General features: G+C 46.9%; 22 protein-coding genes and 1 riboswitch. Of the genes, 19 read left to right on the top strand and 3 right to left on the bottom strand.

Features of this window, described 5'->3' with window-relative positions:
- Nucleotides 1-67: 67 nt before the first annotated feature.
- From L2082_RS08550 to L2082_RS08540, 3 genes are all read left to right on the top strand, one after another.
- The gene (locus L2082_RS08550) at nt 68-1,369 is read left to right on the top strand and encodes an AAA family ATPase (RefSeq protein WP_446011621.1); all 1,302 of its coding nucleotides are present in this window, start codon (nt 68-70) and stop codon (nt 1,367-1,369) included.
- A gap of 102 nt (nt 1,370-1,471) precedes the next feature.
- Nucleotides 1,472-3,922: a formylglycine-generating enzyme family protein gene (locus tag L2082_RS08545; protein ID WP_446011620.1), complete on the top strand. Its 2,451-nt coding sequence runs from the start codon at nt 1,472-1,474 to the stop codon at nt 3,920-3,922.
- Nucleotides 3,894-4,796, top strand: a complete 903-nt coding sequence (locus L2082_RS08540) for a formylglycine-generating enzyme family protein (RefSeq protein WP_446011106.1) — start codon at nt 3,894-3,896, stop codon at nt 4,794-4,796. Before L2082_RS08545 ends, L2082_RS08540 begins: the two co-directional genes overlap by 29 nt.
- 15 nt (nt 4,797-4,811) lie before the next feature.
- Here the strand turns inward: L2082_RS08540 and L2082_RS08535 are convergent, their stop codons facing one another.
- Nucleotides 4,812-5,222: a hypothetical protein gene (locus L2082_RS08535; protein ID WP_446011105.1), complete on the bottom strand. Its 411-nt coding sequence runs from the start codon at nt 5,220-5,222 to the stop codon at nt 4,812-4,814.
- 651 nt (nt 5,223-5,873) lie between these two features.
- Nucleotides 5,874-5,952, top strand: a riboswitch (cyclic di-GMP riboswitch).
- A gap of 296 nt (nt 5,953-6,248) precedes the next feature.
- On the opposite strand from L2082_RS08535, the gene L2082_RS08530 reads away from it, so the two are divergent.
- The 16 genes from L2082_RS08530 (at nt 6,249) to L2082_RS08455 (ending at nt 21,012) form a co-directional block, all read left to right on the top strand.
- Nucleotides 6,249-6,956: a hypothetical protein gene (locus L2082_RS08530; RefSeq protein ID WP_446010865.1), complete on the top strand. Its 708-nt coding sequence runs from the start codon at nt 6,249-6,251 to the stop codon at nt 6,954-6,956.
- Between the two features lie 203 nt (nt 6,957-7,159).
- The gene (gene cutA, locus L2082_RS08525; RefSeq protein WP_446010864.1) at nt 7,160-7,477 is read left to right on the top strand and encodes a divalent-cation tolerance protein CutA; all 318 of its coding nucleotides are present in this window, start codon (nt 7,160-7,162) and stop codon (nt 7,475-7,477) included.
- 20 nt (nt 7,478-7,497) lie between these two features.
- The gene (gene cbiB, locus L2082_RS08520; protein ID WP_446010863.1) at nt 7,498-8,505 is read left to right on the top strand and encodes an adenosylcobinamide-phosphate synthase CbiB; all 1,008 of its coding nucleotides are present in this window, start codon (nt 7,498-7,500) and stop codon (nt 8,503-8,505) included.
- A 232-nt stretch (nt 8,506-8,737) separates the two neighbouring features.
- The gene (locus tag L2082_RS08515) at nt 8,738-9,202 is read left to right on the top strand and encodes a hypothetical protein (RefSeq protein WP_446010862.1); all 465 of its coding nucleotides are present in this window, start codon (nt 8,738-8,740) and stop codon (nt 9,200-9,202) included.
- Nucleotides 9,203-9,330: 128 nt separating this feature from the next.
- A complete protein-coding gene (locus L2082_RS08510) occupies nt 9,331-9,522 on the top strand; it encodes a ferredoxin (RefSeq protein ID WP_446010861.1) in 192 nt (63 codons plus the stop codon).
- Nucleotides 9,523-9,655: 133 nt separating this feature from the next.
- Nucleotides 9,656-10,744, top strand: a complete 1,089-nt coding sequence (rseP, locus tag L2082_RS08505) for an RIP metalloprotease RseP (RefSeq protein ID WP_446011619.1) — start codon at nt 9,656-9,658, stop codon at nt 10,742-10,744.
- 80 nt (nt 10,745-10,824) lie between these two features.
- A complete protein-coding gene (tsaB, locus tag L2082_RS08500) occupies nt 10,825-11,547 on the top strand; it encodes a tRNA (adenosine(37)-N6)-threonylcarbamoyltransferase complex dimerization subunit type 1 TsaB (RefSeq protein WP_446011618.1) in 723 nt (240 codons plus the stop codon).
- Nucleotides 11,548-11,573: 26 nt separating this feature from the next.
- Nucleotides 11,574-12,176 (top strand): Uma2 family endonuclease, encoded by a 603-nt coding sequence (locus L2082_RS08495; protein ID WP_446010732.1) that lies wholly within the window; start codon nt 11,574-11,576, stop codon nt 12,174-12,176.
- A 75-nt stretch (nt 12,177-12,251) separates the two neighbouring features.
- Entirely contained in the window at nt 12,252-13,343 is a 1,092-nt protein-coding gene (ispG, locus tag L2082_RS08490) for a flavodoxin-dependent (E)-4-hydroxy-3-methylbut-2-enyl-diphosphate synthase (RefSeq protein WP_446010733.1), read from the top strand.
- Nucleotides 13,344-13,559: 216 nt separating this feature from the next.
- A complete protein-coding gene (locus L2082_RS08485; protein WP_446010734.1) occupies nt 13,560-13,991 on the top strand; it encodes a Uma2 family endonuclease in 432 nt (143 codons plus the stop codon).
- A gap of 2 nt (nt 13,992-13,993) precedes the next feature.
- Nucleotides 13,994-15,247: a hypothetical protein gene (locus L2082_RS08480; RefSeq protein ID WP_446010735.1), complete on the top strand. Its 1,254-nt coding sequence runs from the start codon at nt 13,994-13,996 to the stop codon at nt 15,245-15,247.
- A 2-nt stretch (nt 15,248-15,249) separates the two neighbouring features.
- Complete coding sequence (locus L2082_RS08475; RefSeq protein ID WP_446010736.1) at nt 15,250-15,675, top strand: hypothetical protein; 426 nt, start codon at nt 15,250-15,252, stop codon at nt 15,673-15,675.
- Nucleotides 15,676-15,681: 6 nt separating this feature from the next.
- Nucleotides 15,682-16,857, top strand: a complete 1,176-nt coding sequence (locus L2082_RS08470) for an exo-beta-N-acetylmuramidase NamZ family protein (RefSeq protein WP_446011617.1) — start codon at nt 15,682-15,684, stop codon at nt 16,855-16,857.
- A gap of 176 nt (nt 16,858-17,033) precedes the next feature.
- Complete coding sequence (lpxD, locus tag L2082_RS08465; RefSeq protein ID WP_446010467.1) at nt 17,034-18,101, top strand: UDP-3-O-(3-hydroxymyristoyl)glucosamine N-acyltransferase; 1,068 nt, start codon at nt 17,034-17,036, stop codon at nt 18,099-18,101.
- A 63-nt stretch (nt 18,102-18,164) separates the two neighbouring features.
- Nucleotides 18,165-20,393 carry a CHASE2 domain-containing protein gene (locus L2082_RS08460; protein ID WP_446010466.1) on the top strand — a complete coding sequence of 743 codons (2,229 nt, stop codon included), beginning with the start codon at nt 18,165-18,167 and terminating at the stop codon, nt 20,391-20,393.
- Nucleotides 20,394-20,412: 19 nt separating this feature from the next.
- The gene (locus tag L2082_RS08455; protein WP_446010465.1) at nt 20,413-21,012 is read left to right on the top strand and encodes a methyltransferase family protein; all 600 of its coding nucleotides are present in this window, start codon (nt 20,413-20,415) and stop codon (nt 21,010-21,012) included.
- Between the two features lie 584 nt (nt 21,013-21,596).
- Here the strand turns inward: L2082_RS08455 and L2082_RS08450 are convergent.
- Both L2082_RS08450 and L2082_RS08445 read right to left on the bottom strand, forming a co-directional pair.
- Entirely contained in the window at nt 21,597-21,839 is a 243-nt protein-coding gene (locus tag L2082_RS08450; RefSeq protein ID WP_446010464.1) for an RNA-binding S4 domain-containing protein, read from the bottom strand.
- A 17-nt stretch (nt 21,840-21,856) separates the two neighbouring features.
- A complete protein-coding gene (locus L2082_RS08445) occupies nt 21,857-22,096 on the bottom strand; it encodes a response regulator (RefSeq protein ID WP_446010463.1) in 240 nt (79 codons plus the stop codon).
- Between the last annotated feature and the right edge of the window lie 153 nt (nt 22,097-22,249).

The following is a 22,249-nucleotide window of genomic DNA, read 5'->3' as shown; positions in this document are numbered from 1 at the left end:
GGTTGTATACGTTGCAATAGACATGACAGGGATTGTTCAACAACAATCAAATTAAGGTAAGCTAAAGATGAGTAGCGATGAGCCTCGCCCGCAAAAAATCAGGGTTGGGCAACGGATAAAACTTGAGCAAAACCAATCCTGGAACAAGAGCTTTCATATTTTTGATGAAGAATCTGCCTTTGCCATTGAGATGGCCTTGGCAACAGGTCGTCCTCTCTTGGTGCGGGGTGAACCAGGCAGTGGTAAGAGCCAGCTAGCCCGTGCTGCTGCTCAGGAATTAGATCGTTATTTTATTGCTGAAAGCATCACTGCTTCCACAGAGGGAAAAGATCTTTTATGGAAATATGATCCAGTGGCTCGGCTCAGTGAAGCTCAGGCCCAGGCAGCGGGATCAGCACTCAGGCAACAGCGCAGAGGACTCCGTAGAGAAGGCCAGGAAACAGAGACGCTGGCAACCAACAACGCTCCTCAACATTCCACAGCCCTGCAAAAAAAAAAAATAGCCCGGCATAAAAAAAAGAAATCCAGTCGGCAAAAAAATAAAAGTATGTATCAGCTCGACAGAAGCGCAGTTCCCCAAACGCTTTATCGTATTGAGATTCCAGAGATACAACGTCAGGAATATGCCTTACGTCCGGGAAATTTTATCAGTCCTGGAGTACTCTGGTGGGTTTTTGACTGCGTATCTGCCTATAAGCAATACAAGAGATGTTGCTACCCTTTTTATAAACCAGGATTTCTCTATGAAGAAATTGATGAGCTGGAAACCGCAGAGCGTGGCTTTGTTCTCCTGATTGACGAAATTGATAAGGCAAGCCCTTGTCTGCCCAATACTCTTCTTGAAGTATTAGGCAACAACGGCTTTCATGTGCCTCTGCTTGATGAATCTGTTGGCATGGCTCCAGGCATTAATAAGCCCTTGGTCATTATTACAAGCAATGAGGAAGAGGAATTACCTCCTGCCTTTGTCCGGCGCTGCCTGGTTCTTAATCTCCATTTTGATGATAAAGAGTATCTTCGCACCTGGTGGCAACAGCAGCAGGAAGCAGCATCCCTGCCGTCCAGCGCAGAAGAGTTCTCCCAGGAAAAGGCACTTATTTTGTGGTTGATACAACGGGCAGAAATTCATTTTCAGGGTGTTTTTTCAGATAAGGTCAAGATAAAGGCAGCCCAGTTACTCATAAAAGATCGCCGGGCAGCACAGCGATTTGGCGGTGTACAACCAGGACAGGCTGAATTTCTGGATCTGCTCCGGGCCTTACAGGATATGCCCGTACCGAATTGTTCTGGTGAGGCTCTGGAACAATACCAGCTGGCCTTATTGAAAAAAATCAGTCGCTATGCACTGGTAAAATCCACTCCTGAATAACTTTCATCCCTTACCTTGGGGAAGAATAACATAGGATAGCACAACATAAGAGTTATTTAAGTTATTCCAACGAGTAAACCGGAAACATCTTCTGATTATTCCATGAAAAGGTTATGCACACAGGTAGGCAGGGCAGACATCCTCCGGCTCCTTGCTGTTTCAAGAACCGCTTCTGCTGACATTGCCGCAAAAAGAGCAGGTTATTTTGTTCAACTGGAAGATGATCCGGCAAAAGGAAAAAGAATTACCCGTTCCAGTATCAGGTCACATACACGCACCAAACAGGCACACATTGCGAGCCTGAAGCCCCTTACCCTTGCTACAGCACAAGACATCACGCGTACATTGCCACCTGAAGCCTTCTGGCATCTCGCAGCAAGAAAAACGCTGAAAAAGAATACCCATCGTTTAACGGTTCCACACGCCCCACAATCAAGAGAGGCTTTGCAGACCCCAAGAAGCATCTTGCCTGCTGTGTTGGACAAGGTTGCTCCCCTGACTGCTGAAGAACTTTTTGTACCAATATTTACCCCTTGCGTTCCTTGTACAAACAAACTGCTCCCGCCCTCCCCTCCTGTGGATCTTTCAGCGCAACACAGAAGTCAAAAAAAATCCAGAACACGTTCTTCTTCTGAGCAGAATTTAGAACATCTTGTTGCTTCCACTGCTGAACTGCTTGCTTTTCAACCTGAAAAAGGGAAGCACCACAGTGTGATAAGCAGAAAAAAACAACATGAAAAAAGACATCATCTTCGAATACGCCGCCTGCTTGGCCTCCTTTCTGTTGCAGCATATGCTGACGCCCAACTTCTCCAGGAAATTATCCGCCTGATCCCTTCTTCTGTTCCTGGCATCACCACAGAAGCAGCTCTCCGCGCTCATCCTGATACAGAACAGGATAGCAAGTTGCATCTTGCCCTGAATCCTGAAAAAAAAAACATATATTATCAAATCTTTGCTCAGGAAGAAGCAGGGCTTCAGGCAGAGATGTTGAGCTTGTTACGTCAACGCGATGCAAGGCATGCTCCACTTCTTTTTGCCCTGGAAGTACTCCCTGTTCTCCCTTTTATTCATTCAACGGTCATTAAACAACAAATCACAACCTGGCTGGAATCCTTTATCCTGCGCTTTACCCGAACCTGGTTTGAACAGCAGCAAGACAGCCAACTGAGTAACCAGGCAGAACATCTCCTTAATTTCATAGAAGTACTGCCTCAAGAGTGCAGGAAACAATTAACAGCACGTTCCTTTCTTTACGGCATTGTCCATCAAAAAGTGCTGCGATCAGGATCTCTTTTTTCTCCAGAGTATGATGCAGAAACGGTTATCCAAACAGTACGCAAAGCCATACCACCGGTCAGCTATCAGGTGCTCCAGCAGGGAGAAAAGCTCTTTCTGTACCCAAGCAAGGAAGTCGCAGTATCTCAATTAGCTGGAAGTCCTCTTCTTGAGTTTGAACTTTCTGTGGACTGCCTGTTACTCCATAAAATAGAAACTCAACAAGGAATAGCTACCTTGCCCGTTCAATCCGGGACACTGCTCCATGACTGTACCTGTCAGGATAAGGAATTTTATCTGCAAACCCCAACAGAACAGCTCATTTTCAGCACATGTTTTTGCCCTTCCTGGGCCCAATCCATGGGGCGCAATTCAAAGGGACTCTTTGTTGATACTTTTTGGCTTGGTAAAAGATACCGTTTAACCTGGCAAAACTGTACAGCTGAAGAGGACGGAACATGGGCTGGCAATGGTGAGCTGCAAGCCGATCAATACGGTCTTTTTATTGATCTGAAAATTAAAGAAAAGGTTACCCAGCGGTTCCGAAGAATTACCCCTGGCTGGTTTATGATGGGGTCTCCTGATGATGAAGCGGAACGGGAAAGCTGGGGCAAGGAAGCCTTACATGAGGTTATTTTGACCAAAGGCTTCTGGGTTGCTGACACAGCTGTGACCCAGGAATTATGGCAAGCCGTTGTTGGTAATAATCCCAGTTCCTTGAAAAGAGCTGCTTATCCGGTTGACCAAGTCAGCTATCAGGATGCTGTTTTGTTCCTTAAGCTGTTGAATAAACGTATCCCCGGACTCAAGGCCCGTTTATTAACCGAGGCTGAGTGGGAATACTGCTGCCGGGCAGGCACGGCCACTCCCTTCTCGTTTGGAAACCGCATTACTGCTGAACAGGTTAATTATAATGGGCAACATCCTTACGATACCGGGCGTACAGGGAAAAACAGGCAACAACCAGTTGCGGTTAAATCTCTGCCCTGCAATAATTGGGGATTATTTGAAATGCATGGTAATGTCTGGGAATGGTGTCAGGATTATTGGCAGGAAGATCTTTCCTCGGAAGAGCCACAGCTTGACCCGACAGGGCCGGAATATAGCGAATTTCGGGTGGTCCGGGGAGGTTCCTGGTTTTTGAGTGGTGGTGGAGTTCGTTCAGCTGTTCGGGGTAAGTTTGCGCCTCATTTCCGCAACCCTCATATTGGTTTCCGCATCGCTCTGACTCCTGATGAGGAACCGGATGGCGCGCCTTCAAGTCAGCCAACATGAGGCACCCCCTATGCAACTGAACAAGGCTCCAAAAAACAGGATGAGATCCCGGAACCATCTCTCGCCGCCTCAATTTCCCATGCCATGGGCTGTGGACTGGGGAGAGGACAGATACGGCCTGTGGATGAGCTTTTCCTTCAAACGCATTCGCCAGACTTTTCGATGGATCAGGCCGGGAACCTTTCTCATGGGGTCGGCCAAGGACGAACACGGAGAACGACCTTGGCTGGGCAAAGAAACGCAACATCAAGTATTTCTATCTCAGGGGTTCTGGCTGGCTGACACCCCAGTAACTCAGGCGATGTGGCATGCAGTCATGCAAACCTCTCCCGGTGGATTCAAAGGAGATCTGAACCCGGTCACCCGAATAAGCTGGCAGGATACGCAAACCTTTCTTGCTCGTCTGAACCGGCTCGTACCTGGATTTTCTGGTCGGCTTCCCACCGAGGCAGAGTGGGAATATGCCTGCCGGGCTGGTTCTACAACTCCTTTTTCGTTAGGAAGTAATATCTCGCCCAAACAGGTTAACTATGATGGAAGATATCCTTATCAACCTGAAAAAAACAAAAAAAATAAAGAGGTAGGAGTATATCGCAAACAGACTGTTACTGTGAAACAATTCCCATGTAATACCTGGGGATTATTTGAAATGCACGGTAATATCTGGGAATGGTGCCAGGATTATTGGCAGGATAATCTGGGAACTGAACCCTGTGTTGATCCCCAAGGCCCACTCCAGGCTCTGTACAGAAGCGTACGCGGTGGTTCATGGGCCAGTGATGCCTGTTTTGTACGCTCAGCTTGCCGTGACCGTTATCCACCGAACTATTGTTTTGGAAGCGTGGGTATGCGCCTGGCGATTAATCCGCTTTAATGCGTAACCGGATTATCAAGCAGCGTTATCGTAACAACCGTAATACGATATCTTATATTTACTCATATGCTGATCGTTTCTTCCGCAGGATGAACAACGAATATTCCTTGGAGCTTCCTGACTAATAAATTTTGTGCCGAGTAACCCCTGAAGGACAAGAGGTTTAGAATAGGCAGCATCAACCAGTAAGGAAAAAACAAAATCAAACATAGTGATTTTGTTTTGACATGAGCAGATGCATGCATCAGATTCAAAGAAATAGGCACTGGAAGTCAATGCGCCGGGACGAACATCAAGCAAACGCTCTATTGCTTCAATATCAGAAGCCTTTACTGGAGAAATTCCTGATTCCTGGCCATTATCGACAAAGCGTAATTCGCCAAAACCATCTTCAGTCATTGATTTGATCAAATAATAATAGCTCATAATAGGATCTTTTTTTTTGTCTGCTTTGTAATTTTCAGGGTACCAGCATCAGCACCCTTTGTCCTTTGCCTGTTGATCTTTGTAGATAAAATTAGCAAGGAATATGCCGAAAAACAAAATCATTAATCCTTTCTCATGGTATCAAATTGTTTTTCGGGAAAAAATTTGGCTTATTTCAACCGGACAAGTGTAATTCCCCTCTTATCTCCCTGAACATAACAGCTATTTTTTACATACCTTAATTCCGCTGGCGAGTAATTTTAACCCAATTCACCCTGAGAAATTCCAGAAGCAAAAAAAATCTTCTTCCCCTTATTTCCCCTTAATCAGTATGGATATTTTTTACCCACTTACTGTTAAAATAAGCGGATAATATACGCTGCAACAAATAATAAACACTCTTTTGCAGAAAATATGTTCCAAGAATGAAGCACGCAAGACACACAGGAAACTTATGTATATTAAGTATTTAAATAGCCACGCTACGCAGCATCCGTACTTCCTGAAAGGATATCATGATTGTATAAAAAATATACATCCGACAAACGAAAAAAATTGACAAACCAGCTGCAGAGGCATATCTTAAAAGTAGAACATATAAAGGCGTGCTTACTCAAGAGCAGGTGCCTTGCTTTCTGGTAGAAACCGGAAAGCGGATAAAGCCACAGCCGTCGTGAGGCGGTGTCGGAAAGCCACGGATCTCCAACAAGGAGACAGCCGGGCTACCTGCCTTTCTTTTCATATCAGGAGGAATATGTTATGCGTACCACAAAAGCAACCCCCCCCCTTAATTCAGCCGTTGTAACAGGACACATACCTGTTACTCATCCTTTTTCTTCTTCTGCACAGACTGCCCCTCTATTCGGGCAATGGTTGAGCAAAAAAATACTCACTGGTAACTCGTACCTTTCTGGCCAGCATTATTTACACCCGAAATTTCTTTAATTTTCATACGGTAACAACCGTGTTACAGATGTATTTCTGCAATCGCTTCACTCAAAAAGAAATATCAACCGGGAGCAGGTCATGAAAACCGAGAAAGTATATTCAATCAATTTTGATTTTCGCAACAAAGAGCAAAAAAGAATACTTGAGTACATGCAGCAAAGAGGGTACAAATTGCTGGGATTTAAAGGCGCTGAAAGCGACGGCCAGCTTGCCGGGATCCCTGTCTGGTTTGCTGTTCCGTATATCAGAATGACTGGTGAGGTAAAAAATGTTTATCAATCTTTGTATAAAGTCTATTATGTGGACTCCTCAACGCCATCAGATAAATCAATCAAGATGACGGCCCTGTCCGAGGTAGTGGAGCTTGGCTCCAAAGTTACCCTGCAAGAGGACGGAACCTTTTCCGTTGAACCAGGTGGCCCGGCAAATGCTATACTTTTTATGAATAACAGGGCTACTAACAGCGAAACGATTACAGCCGGACTTGCATCTCTTGTTAATGGTGAATATGCGCCTTTTTGTGCCTTTAAGGTTGCTCCACAGGCTCCTTTACGCATGAAACCCAATGATAAAGTCAGCTTATTTGCGCTTCCCACTGTGGCAAGGGCTGGTTCTATAACAGCCCAGGCTATTTCCGAAGGAGCTTTATTCAAGCTTGATGGTTCTCATAATCGTTTATGCCTGGAAATGAAGCAAGAGGGCCGGGGTTTTAGCCCGATCTGCTGGGATATGCCAATGACAGAGGTACAACCAGGAGAGCAGTTACCCGCATTGATGGATTGCTAGCATTAAATACGGCTTTCATATTTTATTGTCTCGCTCCAGAGGGGGCTGATAGGCATTTATCGGATTTTCCTTGGTAGAGGGAAATCCGATTTTTTGTATCTTCCCTCTTGCAAAAAAAGATCATTTCTTGTCATATAAGAGCATTAAAAAAGGTGTCCATCCCAAAATCATATTCTGCAAGACCTTAAAATAAATCGTATATCATGAAGGAAGTATACTGTATCATTATTACAAGCTACGCAGACGAGGAAAACGGCAAAAAAATCATCAATGCTCTTCTCACCGCACGACTGGCAGCCTGTATTCAAACCATGCCCATCCAGAGCTATTATCATTGGCAGGGAAAGGTAGCCCATGATGATGAACGGCTTCTTTTCATAAAAACAAAACCTTCTTTGTATGCCAAGGTAGAGGAGACCATCCTTGCTCATCATGCCTATGAGCTTCCTGAAATAGTTCAAGTACCAATTTCCACAGGACTTGATAGATACCTGCATTGGATTGACAAAGAGTGCTGTTAATTTAAAGAGATATCCTTTACATGTCCTTTTTGTTTGTTCTTTTCTCAGCCTGTTTTCTTGATCTGCTTTCTGGAGACCCACGCTGGCTTCCTCACCCGGTTCGAATTATCGGGCGGGTTGCCGAACTCACAGAATCCTTTACCAGAAAGCTCCCCTTTCATACAACAGTAAACGGCTGCTTTGCTGTAATTATTGTGGTATGCAGTACCGGTGGAACCTGCCTTGCTTTTTTTTCCTTGCTGGCGTATGCTCCTCAACCTCTTCTCACTATAGGAGCAGTTTTCGTCCTCTACACCACTATTGCAGGCCGTGATCTGATTGCCCATACCCGTGATGTTGCGCAGGCACTTTTTCTTGATTCCCAAAACCTCCAAGAGGCAAGAACACGGGTCGGGATGATTGTGGGAAGAGATACAAAACAGCTGGACACAGCAGGTATTGTGCGGGCCTGCATAGAAAGCGTTGCAGAAAACATGTCAGACGGGATTATCGCCCCTCTGTTTTGGTCAATCATTGCTGCCAGTCTCAGCTGGTTCTTTCACGGAAACCCAATAACCTGGGGAGCAACAGCAGCCATGCTGTACAAGGCCGTCAATACAATGGACTCCATGTTTGGGTATAAAAATGAACGCTACCTGCATTTTGGTGCCTGTGCAGCCCGGCTTGATGATCTGGTCAATTTTTTTCCTGCCCGTATTTCAGGCTTTTTCCTCATTTTTGCTGCTCTGCTTTGCCGCCATGATACAAAGAACAGCTTTCATATTCTTACAAGAGATCGGCAGCAACACAACAGTCCAAATGCAGGTTGGCCTGAAGCTGCGATGGCTGGTGCATTGAGGATTCAGCTCGGTGGCACGTCATCATACTTTGGCAAACAATCTGAAAAACCAACCCTTGGCGATCCTCACACACCTCCGACAACACAGCATATTGCTCAAGCCAATACACTGGTTATAATTGCATCCCTGCTCTGTCTCCTCTCTTTAAGCACCATATACACTCTTTCTGCCCTGTTCTTTTTTTCGTAATGTATTACAAATTATTACCACCCCCGCCCCTGAAGCCTTCTCATAAACTCAATGAATTTCCAGGCATCTCCTTGTAATGAAAATCATTTTCTGTTATAATTGTTATGCTTATTTACCTTTAACAATCAAAAGGTTAGATTTAAGTATTATTATTCACGATCACTATCGTAACCATTAAGGAATCCCGTCAGCACGGGTTGAGCAACGACATGACAATATTATGGAGGATCGTATGTATTTACATATTATCATTCTAACTGCTGTTTTTTTTCAGTTCTGCATATTGCCTTTTTCAGCCAATGATGTTTTTGCTGAAAACACTACTAACAGGATAACAAGTGATAAATTTTGCAACATACCTTTACCTGATCCTGAGAAACTCTCCAAAGAAGAAAAAGAGTGGTTTACAACCTTTCAGGAAGGCACCTTTTATGTTCAGGGCTGGAAAGAAATTAGTGCGGAAATTCTTGACAAAGTTAAACAGGAAAACGAAAAAGAAGTGTTACGCCGTTCTCTGAACCTCCTTGGGATACGAATAGGCTGCGAATGGAGTAAGAGGAATGATATCAGAAAAATTGACACTGACATGTTGGAACAATGGGGTGCAGAATTGCAAAAAATAGCAGAGGAAAAGCCAGACAAGCTGCCTGTCCTGATAGCTGACATCCAAGACAAAGTGGTTGAACTGGTGGACTAACCCTCTTGCTCCAGGGGATCCGTTTTGTCGGAATCGCTACTGGGGAACTTCATTGGCGGGATAGATAAACCACGTAGCTGTCATGTACTGTTGAACATAAAAAATTCCTTGTAAGGATGGTAAGAAATATGGCAGAAATTATTATTGATACCTATCAGTGTAGCGGCTGTGAAACCTGCGTGGAAATGTGCCCGGATATCTTTCGCATTGACGAGGCCACTGAAAAAGCGGCCTTGGTGACCACAGCTCTGGAAATCACTGATGCTGTTTATCAGGCTGCTGCTTTTTGCCCGGAAAAATGTATAGAAATTCTGGAGTGACTCTTAAGCAATAGAAAATATCTGATACCTCAAGCAGGTTTACTGTATTTTCTCTGAAAACCACTCCCTTTGGGAGTGGTTTTTTTAACAAAATAACTCCTCATAACTCCTCTTCTGGGGGAGATAACAAAACATGAATTCATTAATATCTTTTATCCTTGTCCTTGGCGTATTGATCTTTGTTCATGAGCTTGGACATTTTCTTTTTGCTAAACTCTTTGGAGTCCGGGTTTTGACCTTTTCCCTTGGCTTTGGCAATAAACTGATCAGCAAGAAACATGGTGATACCGAATACTGTATTTCCGCCTTTCCGTTAGGTGGCTATGTCAAGATGTTTGGTGAGCAGCCGGATGAAGAGATTGCTGAACAAGATCAGGCTGTTTCTTTTACCCATAAAACAGTATGGCAACGTTTTGGCATTGTCTTTGCTGGCCCGCTGTTTAATCTCATTTTTGCTGTTTTTGTTTTCTGGCTCATGTTTCATTTTGGAGGCTTACCTGATTATGTGGAATCAGGCCTTATCGGGAAAGTTGCCCCAGGCTCGGTTGCTGAAAAAGCAGGGTTGCAGGACGGGGATCTGATTCTTTCCATTGACGAACAGGAAATCAGTACCTGGACCCAGATTTCCGATGCAGTCCGGGATTCAGGAGGCAAAGAGCTTCACATCGTGATTCAACGAGGTCAGAACACCCTGACTATTACAGCAACCCCGGCAATGGATACGGTAAAGAATCTCTTTGGCGAAGATGTTGGTGAACGCTACCTTTTGGGGATCAGCCGTTCAGATGAGCTGGTGTACAAAGACACTTCTGTGCTCGAAGCGATCAAATACGCTTTTCTTCAGACCTGGAACCTGATTGTCCTGACCCTGACAGGGATTGTTAAAATTTTCCAGCGGGTGGTTCCAGCCTCTGAACTGGGTGGACCGATTCGGATTGCGGAATTGGCTGGTCAACAATGGGAGGCTGGCCTGATGCAATTGCTCCATTTCACCGGGTTACTGTCTATCAATCTCGGCATCCTGAACCTCCTTCCTATTCCGGTGTTGGATGGTGGACATCTTGTCTTTCTCAGTATAGAGGCTGTTCGGGGGAAACCACTTGGTGAGCAGGCCATACTTTTTGCTCAAAAAATTGGCATTGCCCTGCTTGGCTCCTTAATGATTTTTGTATTTTATAATGATATTGCTCGCCTTGTTCGCCAGTGGCTGGCTGCATCCTGACATATACCCCTCAACTCGCCCCTCTCTGGGGTGGGTGAGACAATAGTGAAACAATATCACATAAAACTAGAGTCAACATCGTGCCTGACACCGCTCTTCTTCCGCTTATACTTTCCATTGAAACCGCCACCGGCTGCGGCAGTGTCGCCCTGACCAAGGGTGGCATACATAACGGCAAACTCATAGCCGAGGCCACGGCGCAACCGGAGATTACCCACTCCCGGCGTCTTCTCGGTTCCGTGGATTGGGTGATGCAGGCCGCAGGTCTGAGCTGGGAGGAACTGGATGGGGTCGCCATCAGCCTTGGCCCTGGCTCCTTTACCGGCCTGCGCATCGGTATGGCTGCGGCCAAGGGCATTGTTTATGCCAGCCAGACACTACTCATCGGGGTACAAACCTTAGATGCAATCGCTCTGGCCTGCCCGGTCGTTGATCGCCCGCTTTGGTGCCTGCTGGATGCCCGTAAACAGGAAGTCTATGCAGCTTGCTATCAAGCTGGCTCTTATGGCTTACCTGAGCAAGGCAGCCCGGTTGAGGCTATTCGCCCGGAAAAGCTTCTTGAAAAAATTACTGGCCCGGCACTGCTCGCTGGCCCAGGTCTGGTAGAGTATCACGAGCTTTTTGCTGCTCACAAAGACGTGCAACTTATCCCAGCAGCCCTGAGCAGCCCTAGTGCGGCCCGAGTTGGTTTCCTGGCTGCGGAACAGCTCCTGCTTGGCAAGACAACAGAGCCTGCAACCATTGCTCCTCTCTATGTCCGTGCCTCAGAGGCTGAGGTAAATCTGCAAAAAAAAGCGGTCTGAACCATACTTTTTCAGGAGGATTTATCATGGCACAACCCGCTGCAATCCAACCCTCAATATTCACCTATAAAGATTACCTAAGCTGGCCGGAAAATGAGCGATGGGAACTAATTGACGGGGTTCCCTGGAATATGTCTCCTGCTCCAGGCACCACGCATCAGCGCATGGTGCGGGAACTTGCTGTTGCCCTTCACGCTGCTTTAGCCGGGAGTCCCTGCGAACTTTTTCTTGCTCCCTTTGATGTCCGCCTGCCGGATGCAGATCATGCTGCCGATCATGTTGAAGATGAAGATATTTTTACTGTAGTTCAACCTGACCTGGCAATCATATGTGATACAAAAAAAATTGATAGCAAAGGCTGTCTTGGCCCGCCGGATGTGGTGATAGAGGTACTTTCCCCGTCTACCGCCTATCGGGATGAGACTGATAAGCTCCGTCTCTATGAAGCGCAGGGCGTTAAAGAATACTGGCTTGTCAATCCAGATGGTGGCTATATCATGGTGTATAGACTGAATGGCAAGGAGTACGGTAAACCGGAATACCTTCAGAAAAATGATACATTGATCAGCCAGGCAATTAACGGAATCACTCTTGATCTTGCTCCACTTTTTGCCTGTATTCAATTGTAGCCCCCATTGATTATGGTTTTGCAACCAAAAATGATACAACAACTCAAGGAAGACGGTGCAATATAAGGTCGCCCCATGATTCAGCGCAAACAGACGAAAAAAATATTTATCAGTAATACTCCGGTGGGCGGTGATTCCCCGATCACAGTCCAGTCCATGACCAACACCGACACCCGTGATGCGGAAGCCACCGTGTGTCAGATTAAGGGTCTGGAGGCCGCAGGCTGTGAGATCATCCGGGTGGCTGTGCCGGATATGGAAGCGGCTGAAGCGATCCGAACCATCCGGGAACAGATCACCATTCCCCTTATTGCGGACATCCATTTTGATGCCCGTTTAGCTGTGGCAGCTCTGGAGCACGGAGCCCAGGCCATCCGCATTAATCCCGGCAATCTCGGCGGGCCGGACAAGTTAGCGCGAGTGGTGGATGCAGCCAAACGGCATCAGGCACCTATCCGGGTGGGGGTGAATTCCGGGTCCATTGAAAAAGACCTGTTGGAAAAATACGGCTACCCGACCCCGGAAAACTGCCGATCTCTCATTGAAAGCGCATTGAACAACGTGGCTGCTATTGAGAAGCTGGGCTATGATGCGATCAAAATTTCTATCAAGTCTTCTGATACCCTGACCACGATTGCTGGTTATCGGGAACTCTCCCGGCGTACTGATTATCCCCTTCATGTAGGAGTCACTGAAGCAGGCGGTCTGATTCCCGGCACGGTGAAATCCAGCGTGGCCCTGGGGATTTTACTCTTTGAGGGCATTGGTGATACCTTTCGTATCTCCCTGACCCGTGATCCTATGGAAGAAGTTCGGGTGGGTTTTGAGCTGCTCCGCTCCCTGCGTATCCGGGAACGGGGGCCTGAGCTGATTTCCTGTCCTACTTGCGGGCGCACCCGGATTGATCTTTTTTCGCTGGCTGAAGAGGTAGAACGGGTGCTTCAGACTATGCAATCAAATTTAAAGGTTGCGGTTATGGGCTGCGTGGTCAATGGGCCGGGTGAGGCCAAGGAGGCTGATATTGGGATTGCTGGTGGGCATGGGACTGGGATTATCTTTAAAAAGGGTGAGGTCTTTAAAAAGCTGCCGGAAGAGGAGTTGTTGCCTGCGTTTTTGGAAGAGTTGCGACGGATGGATGCGGAAAGGGGAGCTGAGTCAACGAGTTGATACTCGGGGTGTTACCCCGAGCTATTTATATATTGCCCTTTCAGGGCATTGATCCCCGGTATTTATTTCACTCTGAGGATAACACAGTGTTTCACTGCGATATCATGTATCCGGTTAATCTTAGCCAGTGACATACAAAAAGCCCCAAGGGGGCTGTATTTAACCAGCTCAGGGTAACACCCTGAGTTATTTTCATATATAATGGAGGATTACAGCATGTCACCTTCAAGACTGCACTGCGCGGTAGTACGGAATCTGATTCTTATTTTTGACAACTACGGGTATGATACCTTTCCGGAATTAACCGTTTCAACAGGTGATACAACAGTTGATGTGGATTTAGCTGTTGACCGCAGTAAGTATCAATGCGATGCGGATGATATTTCGACAACGGTGGAGGTCATACCCGAGGTATGTATTGAAGTGCTGTCACCGAAACAGGCGATCAGTGACTTGATTGAAAAGGCGTATAAGCTCATTGAGAATGACGCGAAAAGTTATTGGCTGGTCAATCCTTTTCAGAATACGGTGACTGTATATTCTCAAAATGATGGGGAGGTTTCGCGAAAGGATTATACAGGAGACAATGAGATTCCTGATCCGTTCGGGGAAGGTAAGAATATTGTTTTGAATGATATTTTTAAATAACCATGAAAAAATTAATTACATCCAACACACTCATCATATTATTTTTTCTTGTTATGCTTCCTTCCTGCACCTACTATGCGGCTCTCGAAAGAGAGAACGAGAGGGAACTCAGAACCAGACAAGAACTTGAAGGACAAAGAATGTATGCGGAAGCTAACGGAATAGGTGCGGGGCTTGGTGTAGGAATTGGTGCAGTCGCATGTAAGGACGATAGAGCGGCCTGTGCCGCAGGCGGTGGAACTATAGGAGGTATTCTGGGATACTTTACAGGAGGATACCAAGTAAACGATATTGCTCGTACATATCGACCTATCACCCGTAGCTATTCATATAGTGCCCGTACATATTCACCTGCTACTCGTTCCTCTACTCCCGTCGTTCGTACATATTCACCTGCTACTCGTTCCTCTACTCCCGTCGTTCGTACATATTCACCTGCTACTCGTTCCTCTACACCAGTCGTTCGTACATATTCACCTGCTACTCGTTCCTCTACACCAGTCGTTCGTACATATTCACCTGCTACTCGTTCCTCTACACCAGTCGTTCGTACATATTCATCTGCTACTCGTTCCTCTACACCAGTCGTTCATACATATTCACCTGTTACTCGTTCCTCTACTCCCGTCGTTCGTACATACTCACCTCCTCATAATATTCCACAGTTCCCTTGGCCCCCACCACATCCTTCAGCCTACAGCCTAATCCCCTCGGTTCTTTTGCCAAACTTGAACAATCAAGAAAAATTAAGAGGCATAGCTAAAAAATTAGAAACAGCGTTTGATCAAGCAGGATATTCACAAAGAAAATATTATCAAGTTCCAGATGGATTCGCTCTGGTTTCCCAGTTAGAGCAGTTTAATCCTGACGGCTCTTCAAAAACACCTCCAGACCGCTGGGTAACTGATTATCTCCCCCCGAAAATCTTTTCTCTTTCCTCCTATATCAAGGCCCTCTTTACCGCCAACCCAGGCAGATACCGTATTATCGCCTTTATAGTAACTTCGCAGCCTTTCAAGGAAAGCAAGAAAACCGTAACCCGCGAAGAGGCTATGGCTTGGCTTGACGACGGCATGGTCATTTTGCCGGAAAGTATTGCCAAGCAACCGTATACCGACAAGCATTACTGCACAGCTTACATCTATGAATTTGAGCAAACAGGAAAGGAGAAAAAACCGCTTTTTAAACCCTTGAGCAATCTCACAGGAAAAGACCACATGATAAAATCCAAGCTCTGGGCATCACTGAAGCAATAACCATGCGTATACCTATCGCCAATACCAAGAAACAGCTCACTATTATCTGGTTCAGCGGATCAGGCTTCCTCTTTGCGCTACTTCTGCTACAAACAATCTTCGGCAAATACGGCACAGAGGCAAAAGATGCCTGGGGCTTGCTGCTGCCCACCTTCATGCCGACACTTTCTTTAATCATCGGCACTCTGGTTGTTGAGGCAAAAGCATCTGATAATTCCGAAGAAACAGTAACCGTTGATCGTTTTTTCTTTCAGCTGTCTCGCTTTCTCTCAGTCGCCTATCTCTCAACGGTCATCCTGACCATCCTTCTCAGCCCCTTTTCCAAACTCTCACTGCTGGAACTAATAAAGCTCTCCAACCTTTGGTTAGCTCCGTTTCAAGGACTGGTTACAGCTGCGCTTGGTGCTTTTTTCTTTTCAAAAAAATAACATGTTATGATAACCATCGGCATAGAACACCTCATCGCAAACCCTTCGGCCTCCTTTGCAGGCAAACGCCTTGCCTTGCTCTGCAACCAGGCATCCACAGACCGCCATTTCCGTCACAGCCGCGATTTGATCATGGCAACCTTTCCCGACCAGCTCACCTGCCTGTTTTCCCCGCAACACGGCTTTTTCAGTGAAAAACAGGACAATATGATCGAGTCAAATCATGCCACGGATGCGGTCAGCGGCCTGCCGCTCTTTTCCCTGTACGGCGAAACCCGGAAACCCTCTGCGGCTATGTTTGAGCATTTTGACATCCTGCTCATTGATCTTCAGGATGTAGGCACCCGTGTCTACACCTTTATCTGGACCGTGGTCTATTGCCTCCAACGGGCAGCAGAAACCGGAAAAAAGGTGGTCATTCTGGATCGGCCCAATCCTGTGGGTGGGCATATCATTGAAGGTAACCTGCTCAAGCCGGAATTTCGCTCCTTTGTTGGCCTCTACGAAATCCCCATGCGCCACGGCCTGACCATGGGTGAACTGGCACTGCTCTGTAACCGGGACATGGGTATTCATGCCGAACTTGAGGTCATCAGTATGCAGGGCTGGCAGCGCGAGATGTTTTTTGCCGACACCGGCTTTCCCTGGGTTTTCCCTTCACCCAATATGCCGACTCCGCTGACAGCCCTTGTCTATCCGGGCCAGGTCATCTGGGAAGGAACCAATATCTCCGAAGGCCGGGGAACCACGCTCCCTTTTGAACTGGTGGGTGCCCCGTTTATTGACCCGTTACAGGTACAGCAAGAACTCTCCAAGGCTGATCTGCCGGGCTGTGTGCTCAGGCCCCTTGTTTTTGAACCGACCTCGGGTAAATGGGCCGGACAGCCCTGTGCAGGCTTTCATCTTCATGTCACCAATGCTCATGTCTTTCGTTCCTATCGCCTGAGCCTGGCTCTTTATCAAGCTCTGTTCCGGCTTTATCCAGATGAATTCGCCTATAAACAACCGCCTTATGAGTATGAATACGATCTCCTGCCCATGGATCTGATTCTTGGTGATCAAAAATTGCGGCAGGCGTTGGAGGAGGGAGAAAATATAAGAGACCTGGAAAAGTCCTGGCAGGAAGACCTCAAAACCTTTGATGCCTTGCGCCAATCTGTTTTTCTTTACCCAAAGGGCTGAATGCGCTATGCTCAGGTCTGTGAATCTCTCATGAATTATTTAAAAAAACTTGATCGTTGGTACATATTGTAGGGGCAGACCTGCGTGTCTGCCCGTAACATCCCAGACGATCAGGGCGAACACAGGGATTCGCCCCTACAGCTTTCGGCATAACAGAAAATTACAAATAAAAATATATGAAAACAGCAACTCTTAATGAATTAGCCGCTCTTGTTCACGGAACAGTTATTGGCGATGATCAGATTCAGGTAACCACCCTGAACAGCCTCACCCTGGCGGAACCGGGGCAACTGACCTTTATCAACAGCGCAAAACTGGCTGATGAATTGGCAGCAAGCAAAGCCTCAGCCTGTATTGTTCCTGCTGATTTTACACAGGCCAATATTCCCTTGCTTCAGGTTGAGAATGTGGATCTGGCCTCGGCGCGAATCCATAATTATTTATTGGAGGAGCCATTTCAGGCAACAGGTATTCATGACCGGGCTGTTATCGGTGTTGATTGCTTCATCAGCGAGCAGGTTTCCATTGGTCCTTTGGTCAGTATTGGTGACCGGGTTCAGATCGGTGACCGGGTAAAGGTTGAACCCGGCGTCGTGATTGGCAACGATGTCCAGATCGGTGATGACTGTGTACTCCATGCCAACGCTGTTGTTGCTGAACGCTGTATTCTGGGTCAACGGGTTATCCTGCATCACGGAGCAATGATCGGCAGTGATGGCTTCGGCTTTGCAACTGACCCGCAAACAGGCACCCATGTCAGCAAACCCCAGGTCGGTACGGTGCGTCTGGATGATGATGTCCAGATCGGGGCCAACTCCTGCGTTGATCGGGCCGCCTTCGGCGTTACCCATATAAAAAGCGGGGTCCGCATTGATAATCAGGTCATGGTGGGGCATAATTGTGTTGTAGGCGAAAATTCCATCCTGGTCGGTCAGTCCGGTATGGCTGGCAGCTCTACTCTGGGCCGCAATGTTGTACTGGCAGCACGGGCTGCTGTGGGTGGGCATATCCACCTTGATGATGGAGTAATGGTGGCGGCCCTTGCCGGAGTGCATAATAATCAGAAAAAAGGGGCGGTCGTTGGTGGAGTACCTGCTATTGAGGTGAAAAAATGGGGTCGGGCGTCAGTGGCCTTTGCCCGTCTTCCGGATATGATTCGGGAAGTAAAGCGTCTTCGTAAGGAACTGGACTCCTTAGTTCATAAAATACGGCCCTCTAGTGATACAGCAGACGCAGGTAAGTAAGTATCATGGTTTTTGCAATCAGTGGATCAATGACCTGATAATGTTCCTGCCTTTGAGCCACTGATGCTTTCCCATTTCCGCAAAAAACGCACGCTCAACCCACTGGCTCTCATAGGCGGGCTTCTTACCCTCTTTTTCATTCTTGTTGTCCAATACGATCCCCCTCTTCTCCATGAACTCCGCCTTCAGTCCTTTGACTTCTTTCTCCGTTACAACCTCGCCCCGTTAGCAGAGTCCCGGATCATTATTGTTGATATTGACTCAGAAAGTCTTGAAAAAATAGGGCAATGGCCCTGGTCTCGCAAGCATATAGCCGAGTTGTTAAAAAAAATCACCGCAGCAGGCCCTGCTGTTGTTGGTTTTGATATGATCTTTGCCGAGCCGGATAACAGATCGCCCCATCGCCTCGGTACCTTGGAGGATATTGAGGATGCTCCGGCCATTGTCCAGGCATACCTGCAAAATCTGCCTGACTATGATCTTTCCTTTGCTCAAACCCTGGAACAGAGTCCTGTGCCGGTAGTATTGGGCTATGTTTTTACCAACACGATTTTTACCAATGCGACAAAAGACGACAAATCACAGACTGCAAAACAGGTGTCTAAAAAAGGGCATATACAGTTTTACGGTCAAGAGCCTTTACCGTTTCTCTTTTCCTTTAATGACGTAGACACAAACCTGGAACTGTTTGAGGCCACTGCTCAGGGCATAGGTTTTATAAATGTTATCCCGGACCAGGATTCAATTATTCGCAACTTGCCCTTAGTGGTGAATTATCAAGGTGAAATCTATCCCAGCTTAATATTAGCCATGTTGCAGGCTGCTGGTGATGAAGACAGCATCGTGTTGGAAACAGATCAGAACGGTGTACGAATCGTACAGACCGGGGCGCATCGGATGCCTACAAATATGCATGGAGAGCTGATTATTAATTTCAGCGGGCCAGCCCACACCCTGCCCTATGTCTCAGCCCATGATATTTTAGACGATCAATTTGATCCAGCCTTTTTCCGGGATGCCTATGTCCTGATCGGCACCTCTGCTCCAGGTCTTTTTGATCTGCGAGCCGTTCCCACAGACCGGGTTTTTCCTGGTGTTGAACTGCACGGCCATGCCCTGAACACCATTCTCAGTAAAAATTTTCTTCATCGCCCGGAATGGGCCAAGGGAGCTGAACTGCTCTATATCTGTTGCATAAGTCTGCTCCTAACCTTGGTGCTGGCACAGATAGAGCCTGATAAAGGGGCAATGCTCGTCCTGCTCCTTTCTCTTGGTATGGTTATGTTTTCATGGTGGTGTATGTCCCGGTATCAACTGTTGCTTGATATAATCTATCCCCTTGCTTCAACCTGGTTCTTGTTTACCGTACTGACCTTTTACAGTTTTATTGCCGGAGAACGAAAAATACGTCGATTGCGCTCCACCTTTTCCCATTACCTCTCGCCAGAGGTGGTCAAAGAGCTGCTCAAAAAACAGGACGATCTTGTCCTGGATGGAGAAGAACGGGAACTTACTATCCTATTTTCTGATATCCGTCAATTCACCTCCATGGCAGAAAAGATGCCACCAGACGATCTTTGCGCCTTTTTGAACGAGTATCTCACGCCCATGACAGAGGCAATCATGGAACGACGGGGCACTGTGGATAAGTTTATCGGTGATGCAATCATGGCCTTTTGGAATGCTCCCCTGAATACCCCAGATCATATCTCGCATTCCTGCGAATGTGCCCTGGCTATGCTCCAGGCACTGGAGAAGCTCAACACATCATGGAAGCAAAGAGGGTTGCCAGAGGTCAGAATAGGGATGGGAATCCATTGCGGGGTGGCGCGGGTTGGCAATATGGGGTCGCAACAGCGTTTCGATTACACAGTGATAGGTGATTCCGTTAACCTTGCTTCCCGACTGGAAGGGTTAACCAGAATCTATGATGTTGATATCCTGGTGAGTGATGCTGTCTATACATGTTTGCACAAGAGCCATTTTTTCTTCCGCCAGATTGATACAGTCCGGGTGTTGGGTAAACAATTTCCAGTGACAATATATCAGCTCATGGGATTACGCCAGGATCAGACAGCTGAATGCCTCCAGGAAGTAGAAACATTCGACAAGGCCCGATGTCTTTATAATGCTGGTGATTTTTTCCAGGCAACAAGGGCCTTTCAAGCCCTGAAAGAAAAATACCCCAGCGAACTTCTTTATGAACTCTACAATGAACGATGTCTCAGGATGGCAAGTGATCCTCCTGCGCAATGGGATGGCATTACCGATATACAAAAAAAATATGGTTAAGCTGTAACGGAGGGCAGATATGGCTTTATTGATTGCTGGCTGGATTCTCTGGTGTACCTTGCATAGCCTGCTTATTACTCGTACGATAAATAGATGGGTCAGGGAACAAGGCGGATTGATGCAAGGAGGGTATCGGTTTACCTACAGTCTCTTTTCGTTTCTCTCTCTGATTCCGCTACTCTGGTACCAGTACAGCCTGCCTCAGGAGGTCATTTTTACCTGGTCTGGCTGGTTGCGGATTCCTCAAGGTCTTCTTTTGCTCTATGCCGTGCTTATGTGCTATGCTGGCTATCGTGTCTACGATATGAAATATCTTGTTGGTATCCGACAATGGCAAAGCTATCAACACAACACAGAGTTTTCTTCCCTGCCTTTTCGCTGTGACGGTGCCTTGGCCTATGTCCGCCATCCCTGGTACAGCAGCGGATTCCCGATTCTCTGGGCCTTTGGCCCTATAACAGATGCTAATTTGCCTGTTCGGATTATTCTTACCCTGTACCTCATTATTGGTACTGTATTGGAGGAGCGCAAGCTTGTTCAGGAATTAGGGGAACCGTATGTACGTTATCAGCAGCAGGTGCCTATGCTGATTCCCTGGAAAGGGCGGGTGAGCTTTTGATTGCCAACCTGTGGATGCTGCGTTTATATGTTTGAATGCTTCCGACAAAGGTGTAAACAGAGGTTTTGGATGTACGAAATCTCGTTGTGAACGTCCATAATCTCTTGCGGGATGTCCGAATTGAGGTTTTGCATATACAAAATCTCATTGCGAACGTCCGTAAGCTCTTGCGGAATGTCCGAGTCAAGGTTTGGGATGTACAAAGTCTCGTTGTGAACATCCGCGACCTCGTTTGGGATGTCCAGAATCTCGTTCGGGACGTCCGATTTGTCGTTTTGTACGTCCGAAAGCTGGTTGCGGATATTGGGAGGCAGTTTGCGAGCCGGGCATACCTCTGTTAGTGCAGGCGGGAAGAACAGGTTCTTTTTATGGCGTTTCTTTTGCTGATACAGGATACTATAGCATCGAATGAGGAGCTATCGGGGGTCGAACCTGCAACCCACCCCTACAACCCGCATGGCTACGGGGTTTGAAAATGGGGTGTGATACCGAAAGGGCACTTTTTTTAGCGTTTTGAGAGGCCGTCAACCACACCACCTCCAAACAGTTTTTCACACATCCCCGCCTCCGGCATTCCTCTCTGTCTATTCTTCTTCTCTCGCAGAGGCCACTGTAACCCGCTCGCCGTCATACTCAACCATATCACCCACTCTGGTTTTTCTCCGCTTTCTTGTGTCCACCTCTCCGTTCACCCGGACCATGCCTTCACTGATCATATACTTGGCTTGTCCCCCACTGTCTGCCAGATTTGCCAGTTTGAGCAATTTGTACAGCTCAATATATTCATCCCGAATCGTCACCGTTACGTTTTCTGTTATGCCATCCATGTATAATTCCTTAGAGGTCATTTTTTCAATTCTTTAAGAACCACAAGGCCCAATTGCCTGAGCGTATAGGGCTTTTTAAAAAATATACCAGCCCCCAGTTCCTGTGCCTTTCGTACTTCCTCATCCGCAGCAAACCCACTGGAGATAATCGCCTTTTGTGCAGGATAGAGCTTTTTCACCTCTTCATAGGTATGACGACCGTTCATGCCTGGCATCAACATATCTAAAATCAACAAATCCACAGGCTGCTCCTGCAAGGTAACCGTTCACCCCCCTCATTCCTCACAAAAAAAGATTGGACAAAAAAAGAAGATCACGATAGTTTAAGGGTCACAACGTTTTTTACGAGATCTATCCACGTTCTGAGTTCGCATGCACCTATCCAGAGAAGAGTTGCGAAAAATAGATAA

The organism is Candidatus Electrothrix sp. (genome assembly GCF_052785085.1).
This window is presented reverse-complemented; position numbering and strand designations above follow the sequence as displayed.

Excerpts from the sequence above, each read along its gene's own strand:
- L2082_RS08455 (WP_446010465.1), top strand. The coding sequence starts at position 20,413 with ATGGCTTTATTGATTGCTGGCTGGATTCTCTGGTGTACCTTGCATAGC.
- L2082_RS08475 (WP_446010736.1), top strand. The coding sequence starts at position 15,250 with ATGCGTATACCTATCGCCAATACCAAGAAACAGCTCACTATTATCTGG.
- L2082_RS08460 (WP_446010466.1), top strand. The coding sequence starts at position 18,165 with ATGCTTTCCCATTTCCGCAAAAAACGCACGCTCAACCCACTGGCTCTC.
- L2082_RS08550 (WP_446011621.1), top strand. The coding sequence starts at position 68 with ATGAGTAGCGATGAGCCTCGCCCGCAAAAAATCAGGGTTGGGCAACGG.
- L2082_RS08530 (WP_446010865.1), top strand. The coding sequence starts at position 6,249 with ATGAAAACCGAGAAAGTATATTCAATCAATTTTGATTTTCGCAACAAA.
- lpxD (WP_446010467.1), top strand. The coding sequence starts at position 17,034 with ATGAAAACAGCAACTCTTAATGAATTAGCCGCTCTTGTTCACGGAACA.
- L2082_RS08540 (WP_446011106.1), top strand. The coding sequence starts at position 3,894 with ATGGCGCGCCTTCAAGTCAGCCAACATGAGGCACCCCCTATGCAACTG.
- cutA (WP_446010864.1), top strand. The coding sequence starts at position 7,160 with ATGAAGGAAGTATACTGTATCATTATTACAAGCTACGCAGACGAGGAA.
- L2082_RS08515 (WP_446010862.1), top strand. The coding sequence starts at position 8,738 with ATGTATTTACATATTATCATTCTAACTGCTGTTTTTTTTCAGTTCTGC.
- L2082_RS08485 (WP_446010734.1), top strand. The coding sequence starts at position 13,560 with ATGTCACCTTCAAGACTGCACTGCGCGGTAGTACGGAATCTGATTCTT.
- rseP (WP_446011619.1), top strand. The coding sequence starts at position 9,656 with ATGAATTCATTAATATCTTTTATCCTTGTCCTTGGCGTATTGATCTTT.
- L2082_RS08495 (WP_446010732.1), top strand. The coding sequence starts at position 11,574 with ATGGCACAACCCGCTGCAATCCAACCCTCAATATTCACCTATAAAGAT.
- cbiB (WP_446010863.1), top strand. The coding sequence starts at position 7,498 with ATGTCCTTTTTGTTTGTTCTTTTCTCAGCCTGTTTTCTTGATCTGCTT.
- L2082_RS08535 (WP_446011105.1), bottom strand. The coding sequence starts at position 5,222 with ATGAGCTATTATTATTTGATCAAATCAATGACTGAAGATGGTTTTGGC.
- L2082_RS08510 (WP_446010861.1), top strand. The coding sequence starts at position 9,331 with ATGGCAGAAATTATTATTGATACCTATCAGTGTAGCGGCTGTGAAACC.
- ispG (WP_446010733.1), top strand. The coding sequence starts at position 12,252 with ATGATTCAGCGCAAACAGACGAAAAAAATATTTATCAGTAATACTCCG.
- L2082_RS08480 (WP_446010735.1), top strand. The coding sequence starts at position 13,994 with ATGAAAAAATTAATTACATCCAACACACTCATCATATTATTTTTTCTT.
- L2082_RS08470 (WP_446011617.1), top strand. The coding sequence starts at position 15,682 with ATGATAACCATCGGCATAGAACACCTCATCGCAAACCCTTCGGCCTCC.
- L2082_RS08450 (WP_446010464.1), bottom strand. The coding sequence starts at position 21,839 with ATGGATGGCATAACAGAAAACGTAACGGTGACGATTCGGGATGAATAT.
- L2082_RS08545 (WP_446011620.1), top strand. The coding sequence starts at position 1,472 with ATGAAAAGGTTATGCACACAGGTAGGCAGGGCAGACATCCTCCGGCTC.